Source organism: Sphingomonas liriopis (genome assembly GCF_024211255.1).
Classification (GTDB): Bacteria; Pseudomonadota; Alphaproteobacteria; order Sphingomonadales; family Sphingomonadaceae; genus Sphingomonas; species Sphingomonas liriopis.
This window is the reverse complement of record NZ_JAMLDY010000004.1, coordinates 53,034-79,336: the sequence shown is the minus strand read 5'-3', so window position 1 is coordinate 79,336 and position 26,303 is coordinate 53,034. Positions and strand designations below refer to the sequence as shown.

The window sequence follows — 26,303 nt, the reverse complement described above, 5'->3', positions numbered from 1 at the left end:
AACCATGCCCTGTGCGCGCAATTGTGGATGAACCGCGGGTTGTCCACGTCGCGCCGGTCGCTTGGCGAGGGTGCCGACTTGCCCTATCCGTTATGCCCATGTTGTCCACAGGTCTGCCCCGGAGCGCGCGATGATGCGCCTCCACCTCCATCTCCTGTCGGACTCGACCGGCGAAACGCTCGAGAATATCGCCAAGGCGGCGCTTGCCCAGTATGACGACGTCGAAACCGTCCGCCATTTCTGGCCGATGGTGCGTACCGAGGCGCATCTCGAACGCATCCTGCACGAGATCGCGCAGAATCCGGGGCTGGTGATCTTCACGTTGGTCAATGTCGCGACGCGCCGCATCCTCGAACAGCGCTGCCTCGCGCTCGGCCTGCCCGCGGTCGCGCCGCTCGATCCGGTCAACGATGCGCTGTCGGGGCTGCTCGGCCAGCAGGCCAAGGCCCGACCCGGCCGGCAGCATGCGCTCGACGCCGCCTATTTCGCACGCGTCGATGCGATCCAGTGGACGATCGCGCACGACGACGGCATCGCGTCGGAGGATTGGGAGGAGGCGGAGATCGTGCTCGCCGGCGTGTCGCGCTCGTCGAAGACGCCGACCTCGATCTATCTCGCCAACCGCGGCTGGAAGACCGCGAACATTCCGGTGGTGGTCGAAAGCCCGCCGCCGCCGATCCTGTTCCAGCTCCGCAACCCGCTCGTCGTCGGCCTGACCACCAGTGCCGACCGGCTGATCCAGATCCGCCGCAACCGGCTGCTGTCGCTCAACCAGATGCCCGACACGGCGTATGTCGAGGAGGAAGCGGTGACGCGCGAGATCGCCTTCGCGCGCAGGATGTTCGCCGACAACGGCTGGCCGGTGATCGACGTCACCCGCCGCTCGATCGAGGAAACCGCCGCCGCGATCATCGCGCTGGCCAACGAGCGGAAGGCGGCGGGGTGAGCCTTCTTCTCCTCCATCCGTCATCCCCGCGCAGGCGGGGATCCATAGTCGCCGAATGCGCGGCTCTATCCCTAACGTCAGCCATTATGGATTCCCACCTTCGCGGGAAGGGTACGCGTTTTTCCTCGGTCATCCCGGCGAACGCCGGGACCCATGATTTCGATCGATCGGCGTTGGCGCTTCACCATCAGCGTTGCGCGTCCATGGGTCCCGACGTTCGCCGGGATGACGAAGGAGGGACGGCAGCATGACCCCCCTTCTCCTCGCCTCGCAAAGCGCCTCCCGCCGCGCGATGCTGACCGCCGCTGGCGTGCCCTTCGACGCGACTGCCGCCGGCGTCGACGAGGACGCCGCCAAGGCGTCGCTCGCCGGCAGCAAACCCCGCGACCTCGCCGATGCGCTCGCCGAGCTGAAGGCGATCAAGGTCAGCCTCCGCCACCCCGGCCGGCTGGTGCTCGGCAGCGACAGCGTCGTCGCGCTCGCCGACGGCAGCCTGCTCGACAAGCCCGAGAGCCGCGAACAGGCCGCCGACCATCTCGCCCGCATGTCCGGCGCGCGCCACGATCTGTGGAGCGCCGCGGTCATCGCCGAAAACGGCCGCCCGGTCTGGCGCCATGTCGAGGCGGCGCGCATGCACGTCCGCCCGCTCTCGCCCGCCTTCATCCAGTCGTATCTCGACCAGGAATGGCCGGCGATCGCCGGCTGCGTCGGCTGCTACCGGATCGAAGGGCCCGGCGCGCAGCTGTTCACCCGGATCGAAGGCAGCCAGTTCACCGTGCTCGGGCTGCCGCTGCTCAACGTCCTCGACTATCTCCGAATCCGCGAAGTGATCCCCGCATGACCCGTCTCCACGCACCCGCCGGCGGAGGCCGGCCCTACGCAGAAGTGATCGGCGATCCGATCGTCCAGTCGAAATCGCCGATCATCCACCGCTTCTGGCTCGACCAGCTCGGTCTCGACGCCGAATACCGCAAGACGCTGGTGACGGCCGACGACCTGCCGCGCTTCTTCGCCGAGCGGCGCGACGATCCCGATTGGCGCGGCTGCAACATCACCATGCCGCACAAGCTCGCCGCGCTCGACCATGTCGACGATCGCGGCGACGTGCGCGGCGGCATCGGCGCGATCAACACCGTCTTCCGCGCCGACGACGGCGTCGCGGTCGGCACCAACACCGACGCCGGCGGCTTCTACGCGCCGCTCGCCGGGTTCGACTTCACCGGTCGCGCGGTCACCGTCGTCGGTGCCGGCGGCGCGGCGCGCGCGATCCTTTTCGCATTGTCGCGGATGGACGTCGGGCCGGTGACGCTGCTCAACCGCAACGTGTTGAAGGCGGGGGTGCTGCTCTCGACGTTCGGACTCAAGGGCCAGGCGCTGCCGCTCACCGCCCCCCTGCCCGCCGACACCGCGCTGCTGATCAATGCCAGCACGCTCGGCATGGCGGGCCAGCCGCCGCTCGAGATCGATATCGCTGACCTCGGCGAGGACGGCGTCGTCTACGACATCGTCTATTCGCCGCTCGAGACGCCGCTGCTCGCCGCCGCGCGGGCGCGCGGGCTGGAGACGGTCGATGGGCTCGAGATGCTGATCGGCCAGGCCGCGCTCGCCTTCGAACTGTTCTTCGGCGCCGCGCCGCCACGCGACCGCGACGAGGAACTGCGCGAGGCGCTACTGGCATGAAGGTGCTGGGCCTCACCGGCTCGATCGGCATGGGCAAGTCCACCGTCGCGGCGATGTTCGCCGCCGAGGGCGTGCCCGTCTTCGACGCCGATGCCGCAGTCCACCGCCTGCAAGGGTCCGGCGGCCGGGTCGTCCCGGCGATCGAGGCGGCCTTTCCCGGCACCACCGATGCCGACGGCGTGAACCGCCCCGCCCTCGCCGCGGCCGTCCTGAACGACGACACCGCGATGAAGCGTCTCGAAGCCATCGTCCACCCCGCCGTCGCCGAGGAGCGCGCCACCTTCCTCGCCGCGCATGCCGACGCGCCGCTCGTCGTCTTCGACGTGCCGCTGCTGTTCGAGACCGGCGGCGACCGCAACGTCGATGCGACGCTCGTCGTCTCCGCCGCCCCCGACGTGCAGCGCGCCCGCACCCTCGCCCGCCCCGGCATGACCGCCGCCAAGTTCGAAGCGATCCTCGCCCGCCAGCTGCCCGACGCCGACAAGCGCGCTCGCGCGACCCATGTCATCGCCACCGACGTCGCTCTCGACCGGACGCGCGACGCGGTTCGCCGCGTCATCGCTTGCATGGCGGCGCGCGCAGGCGGATAAAGGTCGAATGCGCGAGATCGTCTTCGACACCGAAACCACCGGCCTCAGCTTCGCCGGTGGCGACCGGCTGGTGGAGATCGGCTGCGTCGAGATGGTCAACCGCGTCGAGACCGGCCGCACCTTCCACGCTTATTATCATCCCGAACGCAACATGCCGGCCGAGGCGCAGGCGGTGCACGGCATCTCCGAAGCCTTCCTCAGCGACAAGCCCCGGTTCGCCGAGGGCGTCGATGCGCTGATCGAGTTTCTCGGCGACGCACCGCTCGTCGCGCACAATGCCGGCTTCGACTTTTCCTTTCTCAACGGCGAGCTGACGAAGTGCGGGCGCCAGACGGTCCACGTCAACCGGATGGTCGATACGCTGCAGATCGCGCGCAGCCGCCATCCCGGTGCCAAGCACACGCTCGACGCGCTGTGTTCGCGCTTCGGCGTCGATCGCTCGCACCGTGTGCTGCACGGCGCGTTGCTCGACGCGCAGCTGCTCGCGCAGGTCTATGTCGAGCTGCTCGGCGGTCGCCAGATCGGCCTCGGGCTGGTCAGCGAGGTCGCCGCGGTCGAGACGGTGCAGGTCGCCGTCCGCCGCCCGGTCACCGTCCGCCCGCCGCGCAGCTTCCGCGCCTCCGACACGGAACTTGCGGCGCACGCAGCATTTGTTTCCAAGCTACAGGATCCGCTTTGGGGGGTCGGGGCGTTCGACTAGCGCCAACCGGGCAAAGGCCAACAGGCCGGCCCACAACAATGGAGAAGACAATGGATATCCGGGTCTCTGGTCATCAGGTCGCGACAGGCGACGCGCTCAAGGATCATGTGAGCGACCGACTGCAGGGTATCGCCAACAAGCATTTCGAACGTGCCATCTCGGCCGAGGTGACGTTCGGCAAGGGGCCGCACGATGTCGGCTTCCGCTGCGATATCGTCGTCCACGTCATGAAAGGGCTGGTGCTCAAGGGCAGCCACCAGGCGCAGGAGGCGCATCCCGCCTTCGACGGCGCGGCCGCCAAGATCGAGACGCAGCTGCGCCGCTACATGCGCCGGCTTAAGGACCGTCATGCCGGCGAGGCGGCGGCGATCCAGGAGGACATGGGCTACGACAACGCCGGCTATACGCTGTTCCAGGAGCCTGCCGCGAGCGAGGAGGATGTCGGCGATGCGCCGCTCATCATCGCCGAGACGCGCGTCGATATCCCCGAAGCCAGCGTGTCGGATGCGGTGATGATGCTCGACCTGCGCAACACCGCCGCGCTCCTGTTCAAGAATGCCGGCACCGGCGCACACAACATGGTCTATCGCCGCGGCGACGGCACGATCGGCTGGGTCGAACCGCAGCGCCAGGCGGCGCAGCAACCCGCCGCCAGCTGATCTATCGCCACCCCGCCGGAACCGATACAGGGCCCGGCGGGGCCCTTTTGCTTTCATTCGAGTGACGCATGCACGACTTCAGCGATCTGCTGCGCCCAGAGGCGGTCTACAAGGATGTCGCCGCGGCGCATAAGAAGGCGCTGTTCGCGCAGCTCGCCACCGCCGCCGATGCGATCGGCCTCGACGGCCGGCTGACCGCCGAGCGTTTGGCGGCGCGCGAGAAGATCGGTTCGACCGGGTTCGGCGGCGGCGTCGCGATCCCGCACGCGCGTCTGCCCGATCTGCCCGCGGTGACCGGCGTCTTCATGCGCCTCGCCCAGCCGATCGAGTTCGAGGCGGTCGACGACCTGCCCGTCGATCTCGTCTTCATGCTGGTCTCGCCGGTCGATGCGGGTGCCGAGCATCTGAAGGCCCTTGCCCGCGTCTCGCGCCGGCTGCGCGACCGGACGTTCCTCGCCAAGCTGCGCGGCGCGGGCTCGCCCGACGCGCTCTACGCTTTGTTCACGGCGGATGCGGCGCGCGATGCCGCCTGACGGCGCGTCGGCGCATTACCGCGCGCTCGAATCGCTCTATGCGGCCGCACCGATCAACCGCCTGTTCGAATCGCGGCTGGAGATCGTCGAGACGGGCGTCGCGCGTATCCATTTCCGCATCGATGAGAGCCATTACCACGCCGCCGGCGCGGCGCATGGCACCAGCTATTTCAAGATGCTCGACGACGCCGCTTTCTACGCGGCGAACAGCCTGGTCACCGACCGCTTCCTGCTGACGACGGCGTTCAACCTGCTGCTGACCAAGCCGCTCAAGGCCGGGCCGGTGGTGGCGGAGGGTCGCTGGATCAGCGGCAAGCGCCGCGTCTACGTTGCGGACGCGCGGTTGATCGATGCCGACGGCGAGGAAGCGGCGCGGGGTACGGGGACGTTCATGCGCTCGCAGATTCCGCTGTCGGGGTTGCCGGGCTATCGTACCTAATGAGCGAACGTGGGCCGGCCTCCCTCCTGCCGTTCGTGCTGAGCCTGTCGAAGTACGATGAGACTCAGGCCCTTCGACAAGCTCAGCATGAACGGAGCGGCGGGCGGGCAGCTGTCGAATGAGCGATCGCCTCCCCACCCACCTCACCGTCGGCGCGCTGCTGCGCCGGGTCAACGACGCCGGCGGCATCGCCATGGTCCGCGCCAAGGGCGACCCGCAAGGCGGCGCGATCCTGATTCTGATCGAGAGTCGTTCATCGCCGGTTCGGGTGCTGGAGCGCAGCTTCGACTTCGACGGCAAGGCGATTCTCGCCGAATCGGTCCCTGCCGATGGGGCCGAAACCTATTGGCGCCGACGCCGGGACCGCGACCCCGATCTGTGGGTGATCGAACTGGACGTCCCGGAAGCCGAACGGTTCGCCGCTGAAACGATCCTGACGAATTGACTCGTGACACTCGCGTGACGAAAGGCTCGCGCACGTTGAAAGCGCGTTGTGCCGCGCCTGGGTGCGATCCGGGTCGGTGACGCAGTCGGGGGGATGCCCGGACGATCGGCCTGCCGATCGGGTCCGTGGTCCAACCGCATATCGAATACCTCAATGACGATCATGCAGCGCGCCGTAGCAATTGCGGCGATGACGTTCTCTCTGGCGGGCCTCATCAGCCACAGCTCGCCGGTTAAGGCCTCGGACCTCGATCGCACCGCGATTCCGGCGCCCGCCTCGACCATCCGGGTCATCAACCCGGTACTCCCCGTTTCGGTTCCCCTTCCCGCCGCGAGCGTCACGCCGCAGGCCACTCCCGCCCAGCCGATGGTTCAGCCCATCCCGGCGGTCGAGGAAGAAGAGGACCAGGATTACAACAGCCTCGCCGAAGCCGTCGCCGCGCAGGACAGCGCCGATGCCGACGCTACGCAGCGCTGCCTCGCCGGTGCGATCTATTTCGAATCGAAGGGTGAGCCGCTCGCCGGCCAGCTCGCGGTCGCCAACGTCATCATCAACCGTTCGAAGTCGGGCCGCTTCCCCGCCGACGTCTGCTCGGTCGTCAAGCAGCGCGGGCAGTTCAGCTTCGTGCGCGGCGGCGAGATCCCGTCGATCGACGAAGGTCGCGCCGCGTGGCGCACCGCGCTCGCCGTCGCCCGCGTCGCGCTTGCCGCAGCCTGGGACAGCCCGGCCCCCAAGGCGCTGTTCTTCAACACGCCCAACCGCCGTCCCGGCGGCAACCTCACCAAGATCGCGATGATCGGCAACCACGTCTTCTATCGCTGATTCCGGCGCCGATCGCATCGCGGGGCGCTTGCCCCGTTCGCCGAATGTTCCTAAGCGGGGGTCATGTTGGACATGGCCCCCGCTTCGTGTGTGGACGGCGGCGATCCCGCGATCTGCGCCGCCGATGTCGCGCGCGGCGTCACGCGGATGCTGCTCCGCCACGACCTCACCACCATTCCCGAAGTCCCGCTGGACGGCGGCCGTCGCGCCGACCTGATGGCGATCGACGCACGTGGGCAGCTGGTGATCGTCGAAATCAAGGTGTCGCGCGCCGACCTGATGGGCGACGGCAAATGGCCCGATTATCTTGGGTCGTGCGATCGCTATTACTGGGCGGTGCCGGCGGGGTTCGACCTGTCACCGCTGGATGGCGTGGCGTTCCTGCCCGAACGCACGGGGGTGATCGTCGCCGATCGCTACGATGCTGCGATCGTGCGTGAGGCGCATACCGTGCCGTTGCCGGCGCATGTCCGCAAACGTTGCACGCTCGCCTTCGCACGACGCGCGGCGCGGCGGCTGACCGGGCTCGTCGATCCCGAGGCACTGACCCTGTCGGCCTGATCGCCCTCGCCCTCCCGCGCCTTCGGCGCTCCTTCCCTCTCCCGCTGGGAGAGGGAAAAGACGGCGCGGCCGTCGAGGGGTGAGGGCAGGGGCGAGACGCCTACAATTGATGCCCCGTCCGGTCCCGCTTCGTCGCCAGATACCGCGCATTGTGCGGATTGGCCGGCAGCGCATGCGGCACCCGCTCGACCACCGAAACGCCTGCCGCCTCCAGCCCCGCCACCTTCGCCGGATTGTTGGTCAGCAACCGCACGTCCCGCTGCCCGAGCAGGTCGAGCATCCGCGCCGCCACCCCGAAATCGCGCGCATCGACGGCGAACCCCAGCCGCGTATTGGCGTCGACCGTATCGAACCCCTGATCCTGCAACGCATAGGCGCGCAGCTTGTTGACCAGCCCGATCCCGCGCCCCTCCTGCCGCAGGTACAGCAGGATACCCCAGCCGTTCGCCCGGATCGCCTGGATCGCGGCGCGCAGCTGCGGCCCGCAATCGCATTTCAGGCTGCCGAGCACGTCGCCGGTGAGGCATTCGCTGTGCAGCCGCACCAATGGCGGCGATCCATTGGGCTGGCCGATCAGCAGCGCGACATGCTCGTCCGCCGAATCGGGCGAGCGGAAGGCGACGATCTCGGCGTCCTCGGCGCCCTCGACCGGCAGCCGCGCGCGAGTCGCGAGATGCAGCCCGGCGGCGTCCTGATGCCGGTCGATCGCCGCGGGGTCGATCGTCACTTCGGGATCGCGCCCGTCGATGACGAAGGCGGGCAGCAGTCCCGCGATCCGCGCCAGCCTGATCGCGGCGAGGCTCGCCACCGGTCGGTCGATCGCCATCGTGCGGAACGGCCCCTTCAGCGGCGTTGCCAGGTCGAACTGCGGATCGGCGAGTGCCACCGCGGTCGAAAAGTCGAGCCACGGCGCCGGCTCGATCGCAACCGGCGTGTCGGGATCGGCGGCGGGCAGCTGGTTGGTCAGCTTGAGCGTCGCCGCGCGCCCGCTCGAGATCAGCAGCGGATAGTCGCCGCCGGGCGCGAACGCCGCGACGCCCAGCGGATCGGCGGTCTCGATCGCGAGCAGGGGCAAAGGTGCCTCGCCCGGCGCGTGGATCGCGATCGGCCAGCCGCGGCGCAGCGCGTCGATCGCCCGCGCGACGCTGCGCGCGGCGTTCAAAAATCGAACTCGGTCATGATCGGCACATGGTCCGACGGCGACAGCCAGCTGCGGCACGCTTCGAACACCGTGTGCGCGGTCGCCGTCTTCGCCACGTCGGCGGTCGCCCACATATGGTCGAGCCGCCGGCCGCGATCGTTCACCGTCCAGTCGGGCGAGCGATAGCTCCACCAGGTGTGCAGCCGCGCCGGGGCGGGGTGGAAATGCCGGCCCAGGTCGACCCAGTCGTTCGACGCCTGCAACTGGTCGAGCGCCTCGACCTCGATCGGCGTATGGCTGACCGTCTTCAGCAGCGCCTTGTGGCTCCACACGTCGCTGGGCAGCGGCGCGATGTTGAAATCCCCGGTCAGGATCGTCGGCATGTCGAGCCCGCGCGACCAGTCGATCATCCGCGCGACGAAGTCGAGCTTCTGCCCGAACTTGGGATTCACCTCGCGGTCGGGGACATCGCCGCCGGCGGGAACATAGACGTTCTCCAGCCGCACGCCGTTGGGCAGCCGCACGCCGACGTGCCGCGCCTCGGCATTCGCCTGCCAGTCGAAACGGTCGTCCGCGACGATCGGCACGCGGCTCAAGGTCGCGACGCCGTGGTGCATGCGCTGGCCGTGGATGACGATATGGTCGTAGCCGAGGCTCCGGAACATCGCGAACGGGAAGTCGGCGTCGATCACCTTGGTTTCCTGCAGGCACAGCACGTCGGGTTCGGCCTCGCGCAGGAACTGCTCGACGATGGCGATCCGGAAGCGGACGGAATTGATGTTCCAGGAGACGATCTTCACGCGGTCGCATCTAGGCGGGGCGTGGGGGGCGGGCAAGGTTTGCGGGAGCACGTCATGGGCAAAGCCCATGACGTCGGACGGGCCTTCAGGCCCGCCGGCCGTGCTCGGCAAGGCTGACGGCGAAGCCGTTCAGGCTTGCCTGCGCAGAAAGGCCCCCGCTCCGGGGGCATGGAGCGAGGGCCGACCTGGCGTTCGTCACGCAGGCGGGAAGTGGTTGATGTCGTCCGGGCAACAGGGGGAAAAATCCCGAACGCCCCACATCCGCGAGGGCCCTTCTAGGCGTTTGAACCTGTCGCGTGGATGAATGGCTGACCTATTTCGCGTTCATCAACGCACGTTCGGCCGCCGTGGGTCGTTCCATTTGAACGTTCCGTCGCTCACCGGCACGCCGAAGCGCTGATTCGACAGGCGAATCGTCGTGCGGTTGTTCTGGCTGTCGAGCGCCACCCAGCCCTGCAGGGCGAGTCCTGCCGGCGCGTTCGGCTGGCGCGCGAAGATCAGCGTGATCTTGCCATATTCGGGATGTTTGGGATCGTTCGCCTCGACCGAGACGACGCGGTCGTTGCCGGTCTGCACCAGCTTCGCATAGCGCGTGATGTCGCGGGTCGGATCGAGCAGCACGCCCAGCGGCGAATTCCTGATCGGCCAGCGCTGCACCTGCCGCACCGAATAATCGATGAAGGTCAGCGCGCCCCCTTCCGCGACGATCAGGATCGGCACGCCCTTTTCATACTGGAAGCGCAGCTTGCCCGGCTTCTTGAGCGTGAAGGTGCCGGTCAGCACCTTGCCGTTGCGATCGGTCTGCGTGAAGTCGGCGGTCATCGTCTCGACCGACTGGAGGTGCCGCTGCACGGCGGCGAGATCGCCGGTCGCCTGCGCGGGCAGGACGGCGGGCGCGGAGAGGACGAACGGGGCGGCGGCGAGCGCGAAGGCGTATCGGATCATGGGGGTCCTGTGAGGCGGGTGCATTGAATGGCCGCTTAACCGCCGAACGCCGCCGGGGTTCACGCCCGGCGGCGCACCGGTCACTTGCCGCCGAGCAGGTTGGCGCGCCAGAACATCAGGCTGGTCCAGAACTGATAGTCCTGATTCTCCTTCTTGGCATAGCCATGGCCTTCGTCCTTCGCCAGCAGGTGCCAGGCCGGCACGCCGTTGGCGCGAACCGCGGCGACCATCTGGTTCGCCTCCGACGCGGGCACGCGCGGGTCGTTGCCGCCGGTCACCACCATCAGCGGGATCTTCAGTTCCTTGGCACGGGTGAGGGGGCTGATCTCGACCAGCTTGGCACGCTCGGCCGCCACCCGCTCGTCGCCATATTCGACGCGGCGCAGGTCGCGGCGATAGCTCTGCGTGTTCTCCAGGAACGTCACGAAATTGGAGATGGCGACGATGCAGTTCGCCGCCTTGAACCGGTCGCCGTAGCGGATCGCTACCGCATAGCACATGTAGCCGCCGTAGCTGCCGCCGGTCTCCGCGATCCGCTTCGCGTCGATGCGCGGGTCGCCGGCGAAGCGATCGAGGAAAGCGCCGATGTCCTTCACCGAATCCTCGCGCTTGAACGGGCCGTTGTCGAGCGCGACGAAGCGTTTGCCGAACCCGGTCGAGCCGCGCACGTTGGGATAGAAGACCGCGATGCCCAGTTCGTTGATGAGGTAGTTGGTACGCCCGAGGAAACCGGGAGTCGCCTGCCCCTCCGGCCCGCCGTGGATGTTGAACAACAGCGGCCGCCGGCCCGGCCAGCGTTTGGCATCGGGGCGGTAGAGAAAGCCCGAGACGGGTTCGCCGTCGAAGCTCTTCACCTCGACGAATTCGGGTTCGACGTTGCGCGATGCGTCGAGTCCGCCGGTCTCGCTCGCGGTCCAGCGCGTGACCTTCAGCGTCGCGGGATCGAGCGAATAGGTGTCGGTCGGTGCCTTCGCCGAGGTGAGCGTGAAGCCGAGCGCACCCCAGGGGGCGAACTCCACCCCGCCGATCCCGCCCGCGGGCAGCGGCACAATGCGCACCCGGCGGTTGGCGACGTCGAGTAGCTTCAGCCGGCTGATCCCTGCCTCGTTGACGACATAGGCGATCGTGCGGCCGTCCTCGGCGATATCGAAGGCATCGACGTCCCATTTCGGCTCGGGGGCGATCGCCGTGAAGCGGCCCGTCGCGACGTCGATCCTGCCGAGCCGCTGGAAATCCGATCCCTCGTCCGACGTCACCCACAAACTGCCGTCGGGCGCGAACCGTGCGCCGCCATAGGCGATCGGCTTCTTGGGATCGCCGATCGGCACCATGCGGCCGGTGGCGAGCGTCATCAGGTACAGGTTGGATTTGTTGACCGACAGATATTCGGCGACGACCGCGGTTTTCGCATCGGGGGCGAAATCGGCGATTGCCCAGCCGCCGCCCGACACCTTCGCGACCAGCCGGTCGCTCTTCGGATCGCGCGGGTCGATGACGTACAGATCGTTGTCGGTGCCGTTGCGCCGCGTCGAGGAATAGCCGAGCCACCGCCCGTCGTGGCTCCACGCGTTCATGCTGTTGCGGCTCTTGCCGTCGGTCAGCAGCGTCAGGCGGCCGTCCTTCAGCGTATAGAGCTGCCAGAATTCGCTGCCGCCGACGTCCTTCTGTACGACCAGCACATCGCCGCGCCGGCGCGCATAGCTCGCGCCCGCGATCGTATCCGCCTCGAACGACAGCTGGCGGCGCATGCCGAGCGGCGTCGCCACCTCGTGCAGCTGCGCGGTATTGCCGAAGCGCGTCGCGATCAGCACCCCGCGCGTCGCCGGGTTCCAGCCGTCGAAGCTGGCGGCGCGCGATTCCATATACGGCCGCGTCTCGTCGGCGAGCGCCTGCGGCACCGCCGGCGTGCCGTCGGCGACGATCGCCGCCGGCGCCGCGACGCTGGCGGGCCGGTCCTGCGCCACCGCCGTATCGGCGAGGGTGAGGACGGCGGCGGCGGTGATGCGCTTCATGATGATCCCCCGAAATGCGATGCTACGCCCGGCAGCATGGCGCCGCGGCGGCAGGGATCAAGCGCAAACGATCAGATCGCGTGCCCCTCGGTATCGCGCAGCACCTCGCGGCGGCCGACATGGTCGGGTCGGCCGACGATACCGTCCTTTTCCATCTTCTCGATCAGCCGCGCCGCGGAGTTGTAGCCGATGCGCAACTGGCGCTGCAGCCAGCTGGTCGACGCCTTCTGCGATTCGCACACCAGCTGGATCGCGGCGCGATACTGCTGGTCCTCCGCCGAATCCTCGCCCTCGGGCGCGCCCTCCAGCGTGAAGCCATCCTCGGGCTCTTCGGTGACGGACGAGATGTAGTCGGGCTGGCCCTGCGCGCGCCAGTGATCGGCGATGCCGCGCACCTCGTCGTCGCTGACGAAGGGGCCGTGGACGCGGACGATGCCCTTGCCGCCCGGCATGTAGAGCATGTCGCCCTTGCCGAGCAGCTGTTCGGCGCCCTGTTCGCCCAGGATCGTGCGCGAATCGATCTTGCTGGTGACGTGGAAGCTGATCCGCGTCGGCAGGTTGGCCTTGATGACGCCGGTGATGACGTCGACCGAGGGGCGCTGCGTCGCCATGATGAGGTGGATGCCCGCGGCGCGCGCCTTCTGCGCCAGCCGCTGGATGAGGAACTCGACCTCCTTGCCCGCGGTCATCATCAGGTCGGCGAGCTCGTCGACGATGACGACGATCTGCGGCAGCGGTTCGTAGTCGAGCGGTTCCTCCTCGTATACCGGCTGGCCGGTTTCGGGATGATAGCCGGTCTGCACGCGCCGGCCGAGCCGCTGGCCCTTCGCCTTCGCGCCCCGCACCTTGTCGTTGAATCCTGCGAGGCTGCGCACGCCGACCGACGACATCTGGCGATAGCGGTCCTCCATCGTCTCGACCGCCCATTTCAAGGCGCGCACCGCCTTGGCGGGATCGGTGACGACCGGCGACAGCAGGTGCGGGATATCGTCGTACATGCTGAGTTCCAGCATCTTCGGATCGATCATGATCATCCGGCATTGCTCGGGCGTCAGCCGGTAGAGCAGCGACAGGATCATGCAGTTGAGGCCGACCGACTTGCCCGACCCCGTCGTACCCGCGACGAGCAGATGCGGCATCGGCGCGAGGTCGGCGATGACGGGATCGCCGGCGATGTTCTTGCCGAGGATGATCGGCAGCTGCGCCGCCTGGTCCTCGAACGTCTGGCTGCCGACCAGTTCGTGCAGGGACACCGATTCGCGCTTCTGGTTGGGCAGTTCGATGCCGATGACGTTGCGCCCCGGGATCACTGCGACGCGTGCCGATACCGCCGACATGTTGCGCGCGATGTCGTCGGCGAGCGCGATGACGCGGCTCGCCTTGATCCCCGGCGCGGGTTCCAGCTCGTACATCGTCACGACCGGGCCGGGGCGTACCTCGTTGATGACGCCGTGCACCTTGAAATCGTCGAGCACGTTCTCGAGCAGGCGCGCGTTGCGCTCCAGCGCGGCCTTGTCGATCTGGCCCTTGGGCGCGGGCGGGGCAGGGGTAAGCAGGTCGAGCCCGGGCAGCGTATAGCTATGGCCAAGGTCGAGGCTTTGCTGGCGCGGCTTCTGCTTCGCCGCCGAAGGGGCAAGGTTGCGGTCGGCGATCACCGGCGCAGGGCGCGGATCGGGCTCGGCGACCGCGCGAGGCTCGACGACCTTGCGCGCCAGCTGCAACGGCTCGTCGTCCTCGTCGAGGTCGTAGCCGTCGGACAGCGCATCGGGATCGAGCGGCGCACGCGACCGGCGCAGGCGGAAACGGCGATCGCCCAGATCGATCTCGAGGCTCTTCGCCCAGACGATGATGCCGGCGACACCGGCGATCAACCCGATGCCGCGTGCCGCCCAGCGTTCCGCCCCCGGCTGGCCGACGAAGGACAGGCCCCATTCGACCAGATGCGCGACCGACAGGCCGATCACCCCGCCCCAGCCGGCGGGCAGCGCCAGCACCGACGAATCGGACACGAAGGCGAGCGCGGCGGCCATCAGCGCGACGCCGAGCGCGGCATTGCGCAGCATCGCCAGCCAACGCCCCGGCGGCTGGTCGCGCCACAGCCGCGCCGCGACGATCGGCGCGACCGGCAGCAGCAGCGCCACCGCCGGCCCGAACAGCGTCAGCGCCAGATCGGCGAACCACGCGCCGGGCGGCCCCGCCAGATTCTGGATCGGCCCGCCCGACGCGGTGTTGAGCGCCGCGTCGCTGGCATGATAGCTCGCCAGCGCCAGCACCATCAGCGCGGTGACGAGGAACAGCACGATCGCGGCGATCAGCGCACCGCCGCGCACCGCCCCTGCCTTCACCGTCTCACGCAACAAGCCTGGCTGCGCACGGCTCGCCATCGCCCGATCCCTTCAATGTCGCGAAAATCCACCAAGATTCATCGGCCGGCGCAGGCGCCACGTCAAGCGGTTGGCGGTCAGGCGGGCATAGAGGACGGGACACCCGATCCATTTCCTCCGTCACCCCGGACTTGTTCCGGGGTCCACCGGGCCGCGGGCGTGCGTTTGCGCCTCAAGCCCTTCGCCTTGCCGCAGAGTGGACCCCGGAACAAGTCCGGGGTGACGACGTAGGGTAGGCGGCCGTTGCCGTTGGCACATGCCGCGTCGGCCTATAGGGAAGCGCCATGGACACAGACGTCATCATCCTCGGCGGCGGCTTGGTCGGCGCCACGCTCGCGCTCGCGCTCGACGCACACGGCATGACCAGCATCGTCGTCGATCCCGCCGATCCGGCGGTGATGCTCGCCCCCGGCTTCGACGGGCGCGCCTCTGCGATCGCCAGCGCGAGCGGACGGATGCTCGACGCGATCGGCATCGGCGCGACGCTGGGGGGCCAAGGCTGCGCGATCCGCCACATCCGGGTCAGCGACGGCCTCGCGCCCGGCAAGCTCGATTTCCGTCCCGCCGACGGCGATGGCGCGCTCGGCACGATGTACGAGAACAAGCTGCTGCGCCGCGCGCTGTTCGACGCGGCGACGGCCGCGACACAGGTCGACCTGCGCATGCGGACCCGCGCGATCGACGTTGTCCGTGGCCCTGCCGGCGTCACGGCGACGCTCGATTCGGGCGCGACGATCACCGCACCGCTGTTGATCGCCGCCGAAGGGCGCCACTCGCCGACGCGCGAGACGGCGGGCATTCCGGTGGCGCGCTGGCAGTACGACCATGCCGCGATCGTCGGGGCCTTCCATCACGAACATTCCCACGAAGATGTCGCCTACGAAATCTTCTATCCCGCGGGCCCGTTCGCGCTGCTGCCGCTGCCCGATGACGAGATCGGCCACCGTTCGGCGATCGTCTGGTCGGTGAAGGGCGCGGACGGCCCCGCGATGATGAAGCTCGGCGACCGCGCCTTTTTGGCGGAGGCGAGCAAGCGGATGGGCGGGTTCCTCGGCGAACTGACCGCGCCGAGCCCGAGGGCAAGCTATCCGCTCGGCTTCCACCATGCCGCGCGGATCACCGCGGAACGACTGGTGCTGGTCGGCGACGCCGCGCACGGCATCCATCCGATCGCGGGGCAGGGGCTGAATCTCGGCCTGCGCGACGTCGCGACGCTGGCGGAGGTGCTGGTCGAGGGCAAGCGCCTTGGCCTCGACCTCGGCGATCCCGCCTTGCTCGACCGCTACCAGCGCTGGCGCGGGCTCGACACGTTCATGGTCGCCGCCGCCACCGACACGCTGACCCGGCTGTTCGGCATCCCCGGCAAGACGGCGAGCGCGGTGCGCCGCTTCGGCATTGCCGCGGTCGACCGGCTGCCGCCGCTCAAGGACCGGTTCATGGCGGAGGCGCGCGGCGAGAGCGGGACGCTGCCCAAATTGTTGCAGGGGCTGCTGGTGTGACCGGGCCGGTAGTGCCGCCGCCGACCTCGCCGCTCGACACCGCGCAGCGCGGCGTGCTGCGGGGCATGGCCATCGGCATGGTCGTGACGATCGCGGCGGTCGTCGTCGGCCTCGCGCGCAGCCATGCCGCGACGCTGGAGGCGCGGCTGACCACGTTCGGCATCGCTGCGCTGGTGCTGGGGTTGTGGATCGCCGTGAGCGTCGGTTCGGTCGCGCGGGCGCGGTTCCTGTCGGCGGCGGCGATCGGTGGCGGCGATGGTGTCGATCCTCGCGTCGACGCCGCCAATGCGGTGCTGCGCAACACGATCGAACAGGCGCTGCTTGCCGGCTTCGCCTATGCCGCGCTGGTTCTCGTCGACGACCATGCGCGTGAGCCGGTGGCGCTGTTCGTCGCCTGTTTCTCGGCCGGGCGGCTGCTGTTCTGGAGCGGCTATCGCGACGGCGCGGCGGCGCGGTCGCTGGGGTTTGCGCTGACCTTCTACCCCAGCGTCGCGGCGCTGCTGGTCGCGGGGTTTGCGCTGATCCCCTGAACCGTCCGTGCTTCGACAGGTCCGGCACGAACGGATCGGCAGCTTAGATCCGCCGCGCCTCCTCGACCAGCATCACCGGCACGCCGTCGCGGATAGGATAGGCGAGCCCTGCCGCCTCCGACACCAGCTCCTGCGCGGCTTCGTCGTAGCGCAGCGGCTGCCGCGTCACCGGGCAGACCAGCCGTTCGAGCAACCACGGATCGAGGCTCACTGTAACGTCACCTTGTCCTCGCCGTCGTGGCGGCCGAAGAATTGCATCAGCTGGATGATGAGCTCGGCCCGCGTCTCGATGTCGGTCGCCTCGAGCAGCGCCTGTTTCGCCGCGGTGTCGAACGGTGCGATCTGCGCGATGCCGTTGACCAGGCTCTCGTCATCCAATCGGCCGACCGCCTCCCAATCGACCGAATAGCCCTGGGCATCGGCGAAGCGGCGCGATTCCAATTCCAGCGACGATCGCCGGCCGAGCGACAGCGCCTCGTCCTCGATCACCGGCAGCAGCTCCGCCTCGACCTGCCGGAACGGCGTCGTCACGTCGAGTTCGCGCAGCACGCGGAACAGCGCGACGCCCTCCAGCACCAGATTGTAGCGGCCGTCGTCCAGCGCCTCGACCTCGGCGATTCGGCCGACGCACCCGATCGCATAGAGCCCGGGCGTATCGCCGCCCGACATCGGCTGGATCATCCCGATCCGCCGGTCGCGCGCCATCGCGTCGCTGACCATCGCGCGATAGCGCGGTTCGAAGATGTGCAGCGGCAGGTGCATGCCGGGGAACAGCAGGGCTCCCGGCAGCGGAAAGATCGACAGGCGCGTGGGGCCGGTCATCCGAACAGGATCGCCGACAGCCGCCGCCGCTGCGCCGCGACCCAGGGATCGACCAGCCCGACCACCTCGAACAGCTTGAGCAGCTGCTGGCGTGCGGCGCCCTCGTTCCACTCGCGGTCCGCGGCGACGATGTGGAGGAGGTTATCCGCCGCGCCGTCGCGATCCCCCGCCGCCATCTGCGCATTGGCGAGCGCGAAGCGGCGGTCGTGGTCGTCGGGGTTGGCGGCGACCTCCGCGGCGAGGCCGGAAAAGTCCTCGACCGGCGGCGCGCTCTGGGCGAGCGCGAGCGCCGCTTTGGCGCGGTCGATGCCGGCATCCTTGATGTCGGCGGGCAGCGCGTCGATCGCCGCCTGCGCTGCATCGGTCTGCCCGGCGGCGACGAGCGCACGGATATGGCCCGACAGCACCGCGGGGTTGTCGGGTGCCATGGCGATCAGCTGGTCGAAGATCGACAGCGCTCGTGTCGCGTCGCCGCTCGCCAGCACCTCTTCGCCCATCGCGATCAGCGGTTCGATCTCGGCGGCGGCATCCGCCTCGGCCGACTGGATCGGCAATTGCTTGAGCAACTGGTCGAGGATCGTGCGCAGCTGCGATTCGGTGCGCGCGCTGGTCAGGTCGGCGACCAGCTGGCCCTGGAACATCGCATAGACGGTCGGGATGGACTTGATCTGGAATTGCGCGGCGATGAACTGGTTCTTGTCGGTATCGATCTTGGCGAGCAGCACGCCCTTGTCGGCATAGGCGGCGGCGACCTTTTCCAGCGTCGGCCCCAGGGCCTTGCACGGCCCGCACCATTCCGCCCAGAAATCGATGATGACCAATTGCGTCATCGACGGTTCGACGACGTCGCGGCGGAAATCCTCGACCGCCTGCTTTTCGGCTGGCGACATTCCTAGCGTGGCCACGTCATGCTCCTTGCGTTTTCAATTGCCGCCCATGTGGGGCACGTGGCTGGCCACGCCAAGGCTTTTGCGTGGCTGCGGCGGACGGAGGCCACAACCTCCTCGTCACCCCGGACTTGTTCCGGGGTCCACTCCGCGGCGAGGCGCGCGGCTGGAGCCTCTTGCCGAAACGTCTGCGGCCCGGTGGACCCCGGAACAAGTCCGGGGTGACGAAGGACTTGAGGGAAGCGCATCGCCTTCCCGATCAATGGAAATCGCGCGATTTGGGCATGATCCGCACGTCGCGCGGATGGCGGCCGCGGACGTCCTGGCTGACGATCGGTTTCGTGCGGATCACCTCGTCGACCCGGAGCAGCGGCGTCTCGCCGACGTAATCCGACGACAGCCGGCGCAGCTCCTCCGTCCGGTCGTAGGCCTTGACCGTCATCAAATGGATCACGCCTTCCTCGCTGCGCTGGATCACGCCCTCGAGCACCAGCAGCCGCGCCGCCATCACCGCGCGGCGGTTCGCCTCGAAATCGTGCGCCCACATCAGCGCGTTGGTGATCCCCGTCTCGTCCTCGATCGTCACGAAGATCGCATTGCCCTTGCCCGGCCGCTGGCGGACCAGCACCACGCCCGCGATCCGCGCGCGCCGCCCGTCCTTCGTCCGTGCCGCCTGCGCGCTCGACAGTACGCCTTCGGCGGCGAAGACGGGGCGCAGGAAGCGCATCGGATGGTCCTTCAGCGACAATCGCGTCGTCTGGTAATCCGCCGCGACCTGTTCGGATCGCGGCATCGCCGTCAGCCGGGGATCGACCTCCTCGCCCAGTTCGGGCGCCTCGGCCGCGGCGAACAAGGCGAGCTGTTTCGGCGGCGTCCGTCGTACCTCCCACAGTGCCTCGCGCCGCGCCATCGCGATCGACCCGAACGCATCGGCATCGGCCAGCGTGTTGAGCCCGCGCGTCGGCAGCCCCGCGCGCGCGGCGAGCGTCTCGACATCGGCGAAGGGCAGATCGCCGCGCGCCGCGACCAGCGCATCGGCCCAGTCCTGGCGAAAGCCGTCGACCTGCCGAAAGCCGAGCCGGATCGCGAGATCGCCGTCGTCGGTGCGCTCCAGCGCATTGTCCCAGCCGCTGTGGTTGACGTCGATCGGCCGCACCACGACGCCGTGCTTGCGCGCATCATCGACCAGTTGCGCAGGCGCATAGAAGCCCATCGGTTGCGAATTGAGGATCGCGCAGCCGAACACCGCCGGGTGAAAGCATTTGATCCACGACGACACGTACACCAGCCGCGCGAACGACAGCGCGTGGCTTTCGGGAAAGCCGTAGCTGCCGAACCCCTCGATCTGCTTGTAGCAGCGTTCTGCGAAGTCGCGTTCGTAACCGCGGCGGACCATGCCCCCGATCAGTTTCTCCTCGAAATTCTCCATGCCGCCGACGTTGCGGAACGTCGCCATCGCGCGGCGCAGCTGGTTGGCCTCGTCGGGGGTGAACTCCGCCGCGACCATGGCGAGCTTCATCGCCTGTTCCTGGAACAGCGGCACGCCATAGGTTTCCTTCAGCAGATTGCGCAGCTCGTTCGGATCGTGCGGCGGGGCGGGGGAGGGGAATTCCGGCTTTTCCTTGCCCGCGCGGCGGCGCAGATAGGGGTGTACCATGTCGCCCTCGATCGGCCCCGGCCTCACGATCGCCACCTGCACGACGAGGTCGTACAATTTGCGCGGTTTGAGACGCGGCAGCATGTTGATCTGCGCGCGGCTTTCGACCTGGAACACGCCGATGCTGTCGCCCTTGCACAGCATGTCGTAGACCGGCGCCTCGTCGGGCGGGATGCTGTCGAGATCGTGGTCGCCCAGCCCGTGGTCGCGCATCAGGTCGAACGCCTTGCGGATGCAGGTCAGCATGCCGAGCGCGAGGATGTCGACCTTCATGATCTTCAATTCGTCGATGTCGTCCTTGTCCCATTCGATGAAGGTGCGATCCTCCATCGCGGCGTGGTGGATCGGCACCGTCTCGTCGAGCCGCCCCTGCGTCAGCACGTAACCGCCGACATGCTGCGACAGGTGGCGGGGGAATTTGAGCAGCTTGTCGACCACGTCGCGCAGCCGCGCGATCTCCGGGTTGTCGGTGCTGAACCCGGTCTCGTCGAAGCGGCGCTGTTCGAACCGCTGCGAAAAGCTGCCCCAGACGGTGCTGGTCAGCCGCTGCGTCACGTCTTCGCTAAGGCCCAGCGCCTTGCCCGCCTCGCGCACCGCGCTGCGCGGGCGATAATGGATGACGGTCGCCGCGATCGCCGCCCGATGCCGACGGTAGCGGCGGTAGATATATTGCATCACCTCCTCGCGTCGCTCGTGCTCGAAATCGACGTCGATGTCGGGCGGCTCGTCGCGCTCGGCGGAGACGAAGCGCGAGAAGAGCAGGTCGTAGCGCATCGGGTCGACCGAGGTGACGCCGAGGATGTAACAGACCGCCGAATTGGCAGCGGAGCCGCGCCCCTGGCACAGGATCGGCGGCTCCACGGTGCGGGCGAAGCGGACGATATCGTAGACCGTCAGGAAATAATGAGCGTAACCACGCTCCTCGATCAGCGCGAACTCCTCGCGCATCAGCGCCAGCAATTTGTCGGGCACCCAGCCGTCATACCGCTCGATCGCGCATTGCCAGGTCAGATGCTCCAGCCAGTCTTGGGCCTTCCAGCCCGCTGGCACCGGTTCGTGCGGATATTCGTAGGCGAGGTCGGTCAGCGCGAAGTCGATCCGGTCGAGGATCGCGATGCTCTCCGCCACCGCCTGCGGCAGGTCGGCGAACAGACGCGCCATTTCCCGGCCCGACTTCAGGTGGCGTTCGGCATTGGCGGCAAGCCGGCGTCCGGCCGCCTGGATGGTGGTTCCCTCGCGGATGCAGGTGAGCACGTCGTGGAGCGACCGGTCGCCGGCCTCCGCAAACAGCGCGTCGCAGGTCGCAAGCAACGGCACGCCCGCCTCCCGCGCTATTCCCGCATGGCGATGCAGGCGCCGCCGGTCGCGGCCGTCGCGCGGCATCGTCACGCCCAGCCACACCCGCCCCGGCGCCGCCCTGTTCAGCCGGCGCAGCGTTTCGGGCAGATCGGGGTCGCTGCGCCGCGGCGGCAGCATCGCCCCGCCAAAGGCGCGCGCCGGGCGTTCGCTCGACGCGGTCAGCACGATCAGCAGCAGGTCGTCGGCATGGCGCAAGAGATCGCCGAAGCCGAGGATGCAATCACCCTTTTGCGCGCGCAAATTGCCGGTGGTCAGCAGCCGCGTCAGCCGCCCCCAGCCATGGCGGGTGGCGGGATAGGCGACGATGTCCGGCGTCCCGTCGGCGAACACCAGCCGCGCGCCGACCACCAGCTTGAAGGCGATATCGCCGAATCCGCCCTCGATCGCGCGTTCGCGGATCTCCCGCAGCGCCTTGTGCGCGCGCACCACGCCGGCGACGGTGTTGCGGTCGGCGATACCGATCCCGGCATGCCCCAGCGCGATGGCCTGCGCGACCATGTCCTCGCCGAAGCTCGCGCCTTCGAGGAACGAATAATGGCTGGCGGCGACGAGTTCGGCGAAGGCGGTCATGGGGGAGGGGAGCGATCCACCACCGCCCCACATCCTCCGTCACCCCGGACGTGTTCCGGGGTCCACCGGGCCGCAAGCGTATCGTTCGAGCCTCTTGCCGTAGGCCTCGCCGCGGAGTGGACCCCGGAACAAGTCCGGGGTGACGAGGGGATGAGAGGATAGTCCCTCACGCGAACAATCCATGCAGATACCAGCGCGGGTGCTCCTGCTCGCCATGCAGGCCGTGGCGGAAGATCCAGAAGCGCCGCCCGCGCCGGTCCTCGACGCGGTAATAGTCGCGCGTCGGGATGACGACGTCGTGCCGCCGCCACCATTCGCCGGCGATCCGTTCGGGTCCTTCCGATCGCGCGACCTCGTGCACGCGACGCCGCCAGCGGAAGCGATGCGGTGGACCATCGGGGACCTCGGCCATGACGCTCTCGATCCGCTGCGGCGGGTCGAACAGATAGATCGGGCGCAGCGGCGGTTCGCCCGCCTGCCCCTGCGGCCAGCCGCCCGGCGGCGCTTCGGCCGCGGCGGGGAGCATCAGTTCGGCCTGTTCGGGGATATGGCTGTCGCGCGGGGCGAAACGCCGCACCTGCCCGCGCCCCAGCCGCGTCGACAGCTGATCGACCAGCTGCGCCACCCGATCCTGCGCCGCCGCGCCGCCCTCCAGCCGCAGCTGCGCCGCGTCGAGCCGCTCGGCGAGCGCCACGTCGAGCCGGATCAGGTCGTAGCCGTAGCCGGGGTCGAGCGGATCGGCGAGGCTGTCGATCCGCTCGGCGAACAGCCGCATCAGCAGCGGGACGTCTCGCGTCGGTTGCCCGGTCTCGATGCGCAGCGACTGGATATGCCCGTCGCTGCGGAACAGCCGCGCCTCCCAGCGGCGCCCGCCCTGATGGCGCTCGGCCAAGGTCGCTGCCGCCTCCGCCGCCAGCTCCTCGATCACCTCCAGCGCGTACTCGGTGCGCGCGATCGGTTCGGCGAAGCGGCGCTCGACCGCCACCGGAGCCACCGCTACCCGCGCGCGTACCGGCGCCTTGTCGTCGCCCGCCAGCCGCCGCACCGCGGTTACCGCGTCCTCGCCGAAACGCGCCGCGATCCCCGCCAGCGGCCGCGCCATCACGTCGCCGACCGTCTTCAGCCCGGCGCGCGCCAGCGCCACCGTCGCGTCGTCGTCGAGCTCCAGCGCCGCCACCGGCAATCGCTTCACCGCGCGTGCCTCGTCGGGCGCCGGCGCGCCGGCATAACGGGCGAGCGCGCGCGCGATCTCAGGCGTGTCGCCGAAGGCATGGCGCGCGAGGATGCCGCGCCGCGCCATTCGCGCCTCGACGTCGGCGGCGAGCGGGCGTTCGCCCTCGAAGGCGTGGATGCAGCCGGCGATGTCGATCACCAGCGCATCGGGCGGCATCAGCGCGATCGTGGGGCTGTAGCGCGTGCAGCCGTCCGCCAGCCGTTCCAGCCAGTCCATGTCGGCATGCGGATCGGCCGGAAACACCTCCAGCTCGGGCACCCGCGCACGCGCGTCCGCCAGCGTCAGCCCGACCTCCAGCCCGCTGCGTGCCGCGGCGAGGTCGGTTGCGGTCAGCCGCACCGCCTGGCCCACCGTCTCGACGAAGGCGACCGGCGTCTCACCGCGCCCGGCGAACAAATGCGGCCGGGTGGCGCGCAGCCGCTCGATCGGCAGCCAGGGAAAGACCAGCGCCAGATAGCGGCGGTTGACGGAAACTCTTGGCATCACGATCCCACTCCACGCGCCAGCGCTGCCCCGCGGGGCCTCCACGCCGGCGCAGACATTCGACGTCGAAGGCGGGAAGCCCGGGCGCGCCCTCTCCCGGTCCCTGATCGAGCGCGGTCGACGGCACGGCCGCCACGCCCCAGCGCGTCGCCGCCGCGCTCGGCGTCGGTTCGGCGCCGATACGCAGCGACAGCACGGTGACCCCCGACGCCTCGGCCGCCAGCATCAGCCGCCGCGTCGCGGTGAGGTCGAACCCCGGCGCGCGCCCGACGCTCTCGACCAGCACCGTGCCCAACCCCGTGCACCGCGCCGCATCCGCCGCCGCGCGCAGCAGCGCGCTCTCGTCGGCGACGATTCCGAGCATCAGCGAATCGGCGGGCAGCCCCAGTTCGATGAGGCCGGTCGCATGCAACCGCCCCTGCGCCCGCTCGCCCGCCGCGGTGCGCAGCCACAGCAGCGGCAACGCACGCGCCGCCAGCGCCTGCGCGATGCCGAAGCCCGCGCCGCTCGGCCCGTCCGCCTCCTCGACCGCATAGATGTCATGCAGATGCGCGCGCGACAGCCCCTGCGCCAGCCACGCATCGCCCGCCGTCGCGGCGGCTTGCGTGGCCCCGGTGTCGGCGGCAAGGCGCCGCAACCGGGCGATCAGGGCGGACGAGTCGCTCATCCGTGTTCTTGTAATGTTCTCAATGGCGAGTCGCCAAGCCCCAATCGCACCGCGCATTTCGCAAGATAGGGGTTGCAGCCCCGGGCAGTCGCCGCTAGTGGACGCGCCTCACCCACCCGGTGGCCTTCACGGCCGCGGGAACACGGCGCCAGAGCGGGCGTAGCTCAGGGGTAGAGCACAACCTTGCCAAGGTTGGGGTCGAGGGTTCGAATCCCTTCGCCCGCTCCAGCGACTTCCAACCCATTGGAAGTCCTTGCGAAACCGTCGAAGCGACGGTCAAGCACCAAGATCGTCTCCACCGATAGTCTACACAACGATGCCGGTCGAGGTGTCTCAACCCCTCGTAAATGCTCAGGAAATCGTCGTCAGGTCTTCTACACAAGGCGTCTACACAATCGACCGATTGGCCTCTGCTCGAAGCGCGGAATCTTTCACTACCGACGACGAGTTCCGACCGACCTCCTGACGGTCTGGCAGGGGCGCGAAGTCTGGCGTTCGCTCGACACTGACAGCTATGCAATGGCGCTCCGGCGCATCCATCGGATCGCCGCTGATGTCGAAGCCGAGTTCGAGAAAATGCGTTGCTCGATCGGGCGCGTTATCGACCCCATGCTGCTCGATGTCCCGGTCAACGATCCGGCGATTTCTATCGCGTTGATCCCGGCTGCTGCGCAGCCGCCAGTGCCGCTCTCGCCGTCGAGCACCCGCACCATTGGCGACGTCTACGATCGCTTCATCGCGGACCCGAAGCATCAGTGGAGTAGGCGCACCCAGATCGCGCACGCCACGACCCGGAAATGGGTCATTGAGGTGTTCGGTGAGGAGACGCCGCTCAGTGGGATCACACGCGAGGGATGTCGCGACTTCGTAGCACTCCTGCGCGAGATGCCGAAAAGCGCACATCAGCGCTTTCCAGACATGACGATCACTGCGGTAGTCGCTGCCGCTAAGGCGAAGGGCGAGCGCCGCCTCATCAGCACCGCAAACCTCAACGCCTACATCAATCGGTTCGGCGGTGTGATGAACTGGGCGATGAACGAAGGCTATCTCGATCGCAATCCGCTCAAGGGGCTGAAGCTCCCGGACCCGGTAAGGAAACGCGACAAGCGCAACCCGTTCTCGATCGACCAGCTTCGCCGCATCTTCGATGCGCCGATTTACACCGGGTGCCGGGATGACGCGAACGGCTATGCCGTCCCCAGCGACCAGCACCCCCGCCGCGCTCGATTCTGGGTGCCGCTGATCGCGCTGTTCAGCGGCCTGCGGCTCAATGAGATTTGCCAGCTTGAGGTCTCCGACATCCGGCTGATCGACGGCATCTCGTGCTTTCGCGTGGCCTCCGGGCTCAGCCAGACCGGCGACGAGAAGCGCGTGAAAACGAACGCCAGCGAGCGCATCGTGCCGGTTCACGACGAACTGATCCGGTGCGGCTTTCTGGCGTTCGTTGAATCTCAGCGCCTATGCGGTGAAACGAACCTGTTCCCTGAGCTTCCCTTCGGGCATCTGGGCTACCGCTCTACCGCCATTTCACGCTGGTTCTCGCGCTTCCTCGAAAACGCCGCTGCCGCCGCACCTCTAACTTGCTTCCACTCGTTCCGTCACAACTTCCGCGATGGGTTGCGTGAGGCCAAGATCGATCGCGACATCGCCATGCTGCTGGGTGGGTGGACAACCGATGGCAGAGGCACGGCGGTCGCCGACAACTACGGGAACGGGTATGCTGCTGGCACCCTATCGGAAGCGATCAATGCCGTCAGGTTCCACCCACTCCATCTTTTTCATTTGCACATCATCATCTAACAGATGAGCGTCGTCGCGAGCAACGGACCGACCATGTTCGGCGTCACTGACCATGGTGAACGAGCGGCCGTTTTCGGAAACGCCTAAGCGGGCGCCGAGCGGCCGATTATGGGTCACCTAGCCGCTTGCGTTCGTGCG

At 68.5% G+C, this 26,303-nt stretch carries 25 protein-coding genes and 1 tRNA gene; 15 read left to right on the top strand and 11 right to left on the bottom strand.

Going from position 1 to position 26,303, the window contains the following annotated elements:
- Window positions 1-130: 130 nt before the first annotated feature.
- The 11 genes from M9979_RS04075 to M9979_RS04025 all read left to right on the top strand — a co-directional run bounded on the left by M9979_RS04075 (window position 131) and on the right by M9979_RS04025 (window position 7,375).
- The gene (locus M9979_RS04075; RefSeq protein ID WP_254288059.1) at window positions 131-946 is read left to right on the top strand and encodes a pyruvate, water dikinase regulatory protein; all 816 of its coding nucleotides are present in this window, start codon (window positions 131-133) and stop codon (window positions 944-946) included.
- Window positions 947-1,193: 247 nt separating this feature from the next.
- A complete protein-coding gene (locus M9979_RS04070; RefSeq protein WP_254288058.1) occupies window positions 1,194-1,787 on the top strand; it encodes a Maf family protein in 594 nt (197 codons plus the stop codon).
- Window positions 1,784-2,626 (top strand): shikimate dehydrogenase family protein, encoded by an 843-nt coding sequence (locus tag M9979_RS04065; RefSeq protein WP_254288057.1) that lies wholly within the window; start codon window positions 1,784-1,786, stop codon window positions 2,624-2,626. Before M9979_RS04070 ends, M9979_RS04065 begins: the two co-directional genes overlap by 4 nt.
- Complete coding sequence (gene coaE, locus M9979_RS04060; protein WP_254288056.1) at window positions 2,623-3,216, top strand: dephospho-CoA kinase; 594 nt, start codon at window positions 2,623-2,625, stop codon at window positions 3,214-3,216. Before M9979_RS04065 ends, coaE begins: the two co-directional genes overlap by 4 nt.
- A gap of 7 nt (window positions 3,217-3,223) precedes the next feature.
- Entirely contained in the window at window positions 3,224-3,916 is a 693-nt protein-coding gene (gene dnaQ / locus M9979_RS04055; protein WP_254288055.1) for a DNA polymerase III subunit epsilon, read from the top strand.
- Between the two features lie 50 nt (window positions 3,917-3,966).
- A complete protein-coding gene (gene hpf, locus M9979_RS04050) occupies window positions 3,967-4,575 on the top strand; it encodes a ribosome hibernation-promoting factor, HPF/YfiA family (protein WP_254288054.1) in 609 nt (202 codons plus the stop codon).
- 68 nt (window positions 4,576-4,643) lie between these two features.
- On the top strand, window positions 4,644-5,108 hold the full coding sequence (locus tag M9979_RS04045) for a PTS sugar transporter subunit IIA (RefSeq protein WP_254288053.1): 465 nt from the start codon (window positions 4,644-4,646) through the stop codon (window positions 5,106-5,108).
- On the top strand, window positions 5,098-5,547 hold the full coding sequence (locus tag M9979_RS04040) for a PaaI family thioesterase (protein ID WP_254288052.1): 450 nt from the start codon (window positions 5,098-5,100) through the stop codon (window positions 5,545-5,547). The genes M9979_RS04045 and M9979_RS04040 overlap by 11 nt, the downstream gene beginning before the upstream one ends.
- A gap of 118 nt (window positions 5,548-5,665) precedes the next feature.
- Window positions 5,666-5,992, top strand: a complete 327-nt coding sequence (locus tag M9979_RS04035) for a DUF1491 family protein (protein WP_254288051.1) — start codon at window positions 5,666-5,668, stop codon at window positions 5,990-5,992.
- Between the two features lie 189 nt (window positions 5,993-6,181).
- Window positions 6,182-6,814, top strand: a complete 633-nt coding sequence (locus tag M9979_RS04030) for a cell wall hydrolase (RefSeq protein WP_254288050.1) — start codon at window positions 6,182-6,184, stop codon at window positions 6,812-6,814.
- Window positions 6,815-6,877: 63 nt separating this feature from the next.
- Complete coding sequence (locus M9979_RS04025; protein WP_254288049.1) at window positions 6,878-7,375, top strand: MmcB family DNA repair protein; 498 nt, start codon at window positions 6,878-6,880, stop codon at window positions 7,373-7,375.
- 100 nt (window positions 7,376-7,475) lie between these two features.
- Here M9979_RS04025 and ribA read toward each other — a convergent pair whose 3' ends face one another.
- The 5 genes from ribA to M9979_RS04000 all read right to left on the bottom strand — a co-directional run bounded on the left by ribA (window position 7,476) and on the right by M9979_RS04000 (window position 14,657).
- Window positions 7,476-8,537: a GTP cyclohydrolase II gene (gene ribA, locus M9979_RS04020; protein WP_254288048.1), complete on the bottom strand. Its 1,062-nt coding sequence runs from the start codon at window positions 8,535-8,537 to the stop codon at window positions 7,476-7,478.
- A complete protein-coding gene (locus M9979_RS04015; protein ID WP_254288047.1) occupies window positions 8,534-9,316 on the bottom strand; it encodes an exodeoxyribonuclease III in 783 nt (260 codons plus the stop codon). Before M9979_RS04015 ends, ribA begins: the two co-directional genes overlap by 4 nt.
- A 327-nt stretch (window positions 9,317-9,643) precedes the next feature.
- Window positions 9,644-10,261: a LolA family protein gene (locus M9979_RS04010; protein WP_254288046.1), complete on the bottom strand. Its 618-nt coding sequence runs from the start codon at window positions 10,259-10,261 to the stop codon at window positions 9,644-9,646.
- A gap of 80 nt (window positions 10,262-10,341) precedes the next feature.
- A complete protein-coding gene (locus M9979_RS04005; protein ID WP_254288045.1) occupies window positions 10,342-12,273 on the bottom strand; it encodes a S9 family peptidase in 1,932 nt (643 codons plus the stop codon).
- Window positions 12,274-12,344: 71 nt separating this feature from the next.
- A complete protein-coding gene (locus M9979_RS04000; RefSeq protein ID WP_254288044.1) occupies window positions 12,345-14,657 on the bottom strand; it encodes a DNA translocase FtsK in 2,313 nt (770 codons plus the stop codon).
- A 284-nt stretch (window positions 14,658-14,941) separates the two neighbouring features.
- On the opposite strand from M9979_RS04000, the gene M9979_RS03995 reads away from it, so the two are divergent.
- A complete protein-coding gene (locus tag M9979_RS03995; protein WP_254288043.1) occupies window positions 14,942-16,156 on the top strand; it encodes a UbiH/UbiF/VisC/COQ6 family ubiquinone biosynthesis hydroxylase in 1,215 nt (404 codons plus the stop codon).
- Window positions 16,153-16,686 (top strand): MAPEG family protein, encoded by a 534-nt coding sequence (locus M9979_RS03990; protein WP_254288042.1) that lies wholly within the window; start codon window positions 16,153-16,155, stop codon window positions 16,684-16,686. The genes M9979_RS03995 and M9979_RS03990 overlap by 4 nt, the downstream gene beginning before the upstream one ends.
- A 43-nt stretch (window positions 16,687-16,729) precedes the next feature.
- Here the strand turns inward: M9979_RS03990 and M9979_RS03985 are convergent, their stop codons facing one another.
- The 6 genes from M9979_RS03985 to M9979_RS03960 all read right to left on the bottom strand — a co-directional run bounded on the left by M9979_RS03985 (window position 16,730) and on the right by M9979_RS03960 (window position 24,365).
- Window positions 16,730-16,897 (bottom strand): Trm112 family protein, encoded by a 168-nt coding sequence (locus M9979_RS03985; protein ID WP_254288041.1) that lies wholly within the window; start codon window positions 16,895-16,897, stop codon window positions 16,730-16,732.
- The gene (locus M9979_RS03980) at window positions 16,894-17,508 is read right to left on the bottom strand and encodes an LON peptidase substrate-binding domain-containing protein (RefSeq protein ID WP_254288040.1); all 615 of its coding nucleotides are present in this window, start codon (window positions 17,506-17,508) and stop codon (window positions 16,894-16,896) included. Before M9979_RS03980 ends, M9979_RS03985 begins: the two co-directional genes overlap by 4 nt.
- The gene (locus tag M9979_RS03975) at window positions 17,505-18,398 is read right to left on the bottom strand and encodes a tetratricopeptide repeat protein (RefSeq protein WP_254288202.1); all 894 of its coding nucleotides are present in this window, start codon (window positions 18,396-18,398) and stop codon (window positions 17,505-17,507) included. The genes M9979_RS03980 and M9979_RS03975 overlap by 4 nt, the downstream gene beginning before the upstream one ends.
- Before the next feature lie 256 nt (window positions 18,399-18,654).
- Window positions 18,655-21,981 carry an error-prone DNA polymerase gene (locus tag M9979_RS03970; protein ID WP_254288039.1) on the bottom strand — a complete coding sequence of 1,109 codons (3,327 nt, stop codon included), beginning with the start codon at window positions 21,979-21,981 and terminating at the stop codon, window positions 18,655-18,657.
- A 166-nt stretch (window positions 21,982-22,147) separates the two neighbouring features.
- Window positions 22,148-23,698, bottom strand: coding sequence for a Y-family DNA polymerase (locus M9979_RS03965; RefSeq protein ID WP_254288038.1), 1,551 nt, complete (start codon window positions 23,696-23,698; stop codon window positions 22,148-22,150).
- Window positions 23,592-24,365: a hypothetical protein gene (locus M9979_RS03960; protein ID WP_254288037.1), complete on the bottom strand. Its 774-nt coding sequence runs from the start codon at window positions 24,363-24,365 to the stop codon at window positions 23,592-23,594. Before M9979_RS03960 ends, M9979_RS03965 begins: the two co-directional genes overlap by 107 nt.
- A gap of 153 nt (window positions 24,366-24,518) precedes the next feature.
- Between M9979_RS03960 and M9979_RS03955 the strand changes: the two genes are divergently transcribed.
- Together M9979_RS03955 and M9979_RS03950 are read left to right on the top strand one after the other, a co-directional pair.
- Window positions 24,519-24,593, top strand: a tRNA-Gly gene (locus M9979_RS03955).
- Window positions 24,549-26,165: a DUF6538 domain-containing protein gene (locus M9979_RS03950; protein WP_340689044.1), complete on the top strand. Its 1,617-nt coding sequence runs from the start codon at window positions 24,549-24,551 to the stop codon at window positions 26,163-26,165. The genes M9979_RS03955 and M9979_RS03950 overlap by 45 nt, the downstream gene beginning before the upstream one ends.
- Window positions 26,166-26,303: the final 138 nt, after the last annotated feature.

Bases quoted from the DNA above. Each gene is read 5' to 3' on its own strand.
- M9979_RS03960 (WP_254288037.1), bottom strand. From the start codon at position 24,365: ATGAGCGACTCGTCCGCCCTGATCGCCCGGTTGCGGCGCCTTGCCGCC.
- M9979_RS04065 (WP_254288057.1), top strand. From the start codon at position 1,784: ATGACCCGTCTCCACGCACCCGCCGGCGGAGGCCGGCCCTACGCAGAA.
- M9979_RS03965 (WP_254288038.1), bottom strand. From the start codon at position 23,698: ATGCCAAGAGTTTCCGTCAACCGCCGCTATCTGGCGCTGGTCTTTCCC.
- M9979_RS04010 (WP_254288046.1), bottom strand. From the start codon at position 10,261: ATGATCCGATACGCCTTCGCGCTCGCCGCCGCCCCGTTCGTCCTCTCC.
- M9979_RS04075 (WP_254288059.1), top strand. From the start codon at position 131: ATGATGCGCCTCCACCTCCATCTCCTGTCGGACTCGACCGGCGAAACG.
- hpf (WP_254288054.1), top strand. From the start codon at position 3,967: ATGGATATCCGGGTCTCTGGTCATCAGGTCGCGACAGGCGACGCGCTC.
- M9979_RS04005 (WP_254288045.1), bottom strand. From the start codon at position 12,273: ATGAAGCGCATCACCGCCGCCGCCGTCCTCACCCTCGCCGATACGGCG.
- M9979_RS04035 (WP_254288051.1), top strand. From the start codon at position 5,666: ATGAGCGATCGCCTCCCCACCCACCTCACCGTCGGCGCGCTGCTGCGC.
- M9979_RS03980 (WP_254288040.1), bottom strand. From the start codon at position 17,508: ATGACCGGCCCCACGCGCCTGTCGATCTTTCCGCTGCCGGGAGCCCTG.
- M9979_RS04030 (WP_254288050.1), top strand. From the start codon at position 6,182: ATGACGTTCTCTCTGGCGGGCCTCATCAGCCACAGCTCGCCGGTTAAG.
- M9979_RS04040 (WP_254288052.1), top strand. From the start codon at position 5,098: ATGCCGCCTGACGGCGCGTCGGCGCATTACCGCGCGCTCGAATCGCTC.
- M9979_RS04070 (WP_254288058.1), top strand. From the start codon at position 1,194: ATGACCCCCCTTCTCCTCGCCTCGCAAAGCGCCTCCCGCCGCGCGATG.
- M9979_RS03975 (WP_254288202.1), bottom strand. From the start codon at position 18,398: ATGTCGCCAGCCGAAAAGCAGGCGGTCGAGGATTTCCGCCGCGACGTC.
- M9979_RS03995 (WP_254288043.1), top strand. From the start codon at position 14,942: ATGGACACAGACGTCATCATCCTCGGCGGCGGCTTGGTCGGCGCCACG.
- M9979_RS04000 (WP_254288044.1), bottom strand. From the start codon at position 14,657: ATGGCGAGCCGTGCGCAGCCAGGCTTGTTGCGTGAGACGGTGAAGGCA.
- M9979_RS04045 (WP_254288053.1), top strand. From the start codon at position 4,644: ATGCACGACTTCAGCGATCTGCTGCGCCCAGAGGCGGTCTACAAGGAT.
- dnaQ (WP_254288055.1), top strand. From the start codon at position 3,224: ATGCGCGAGATCGTCTTCGACACCGAAACCACCGGCCTCAGCTTCGCC.
- M9979_RS04025 (WP_254288049.1), top strand. From the start codon at position 6,878: ATGTTGGACATGGCCCCCGCTTCGTGTGTGGACGGCGGCGATCCCGCG.
- coaE (WP_254288056.1), top strand. From the start codon at position 2,623: ATGAAGGTGCTGGGCCTCACCGGCTCGATCGGCATGGGCAAGTCCACC.
- M9979_RS03970 (WP_254288039.1), bottom strand. From the start codon at position 21,981: ATGACCGCCTTCGCCGAACTCGTCGCCGCCAGCCATTATTCGTTCCTC.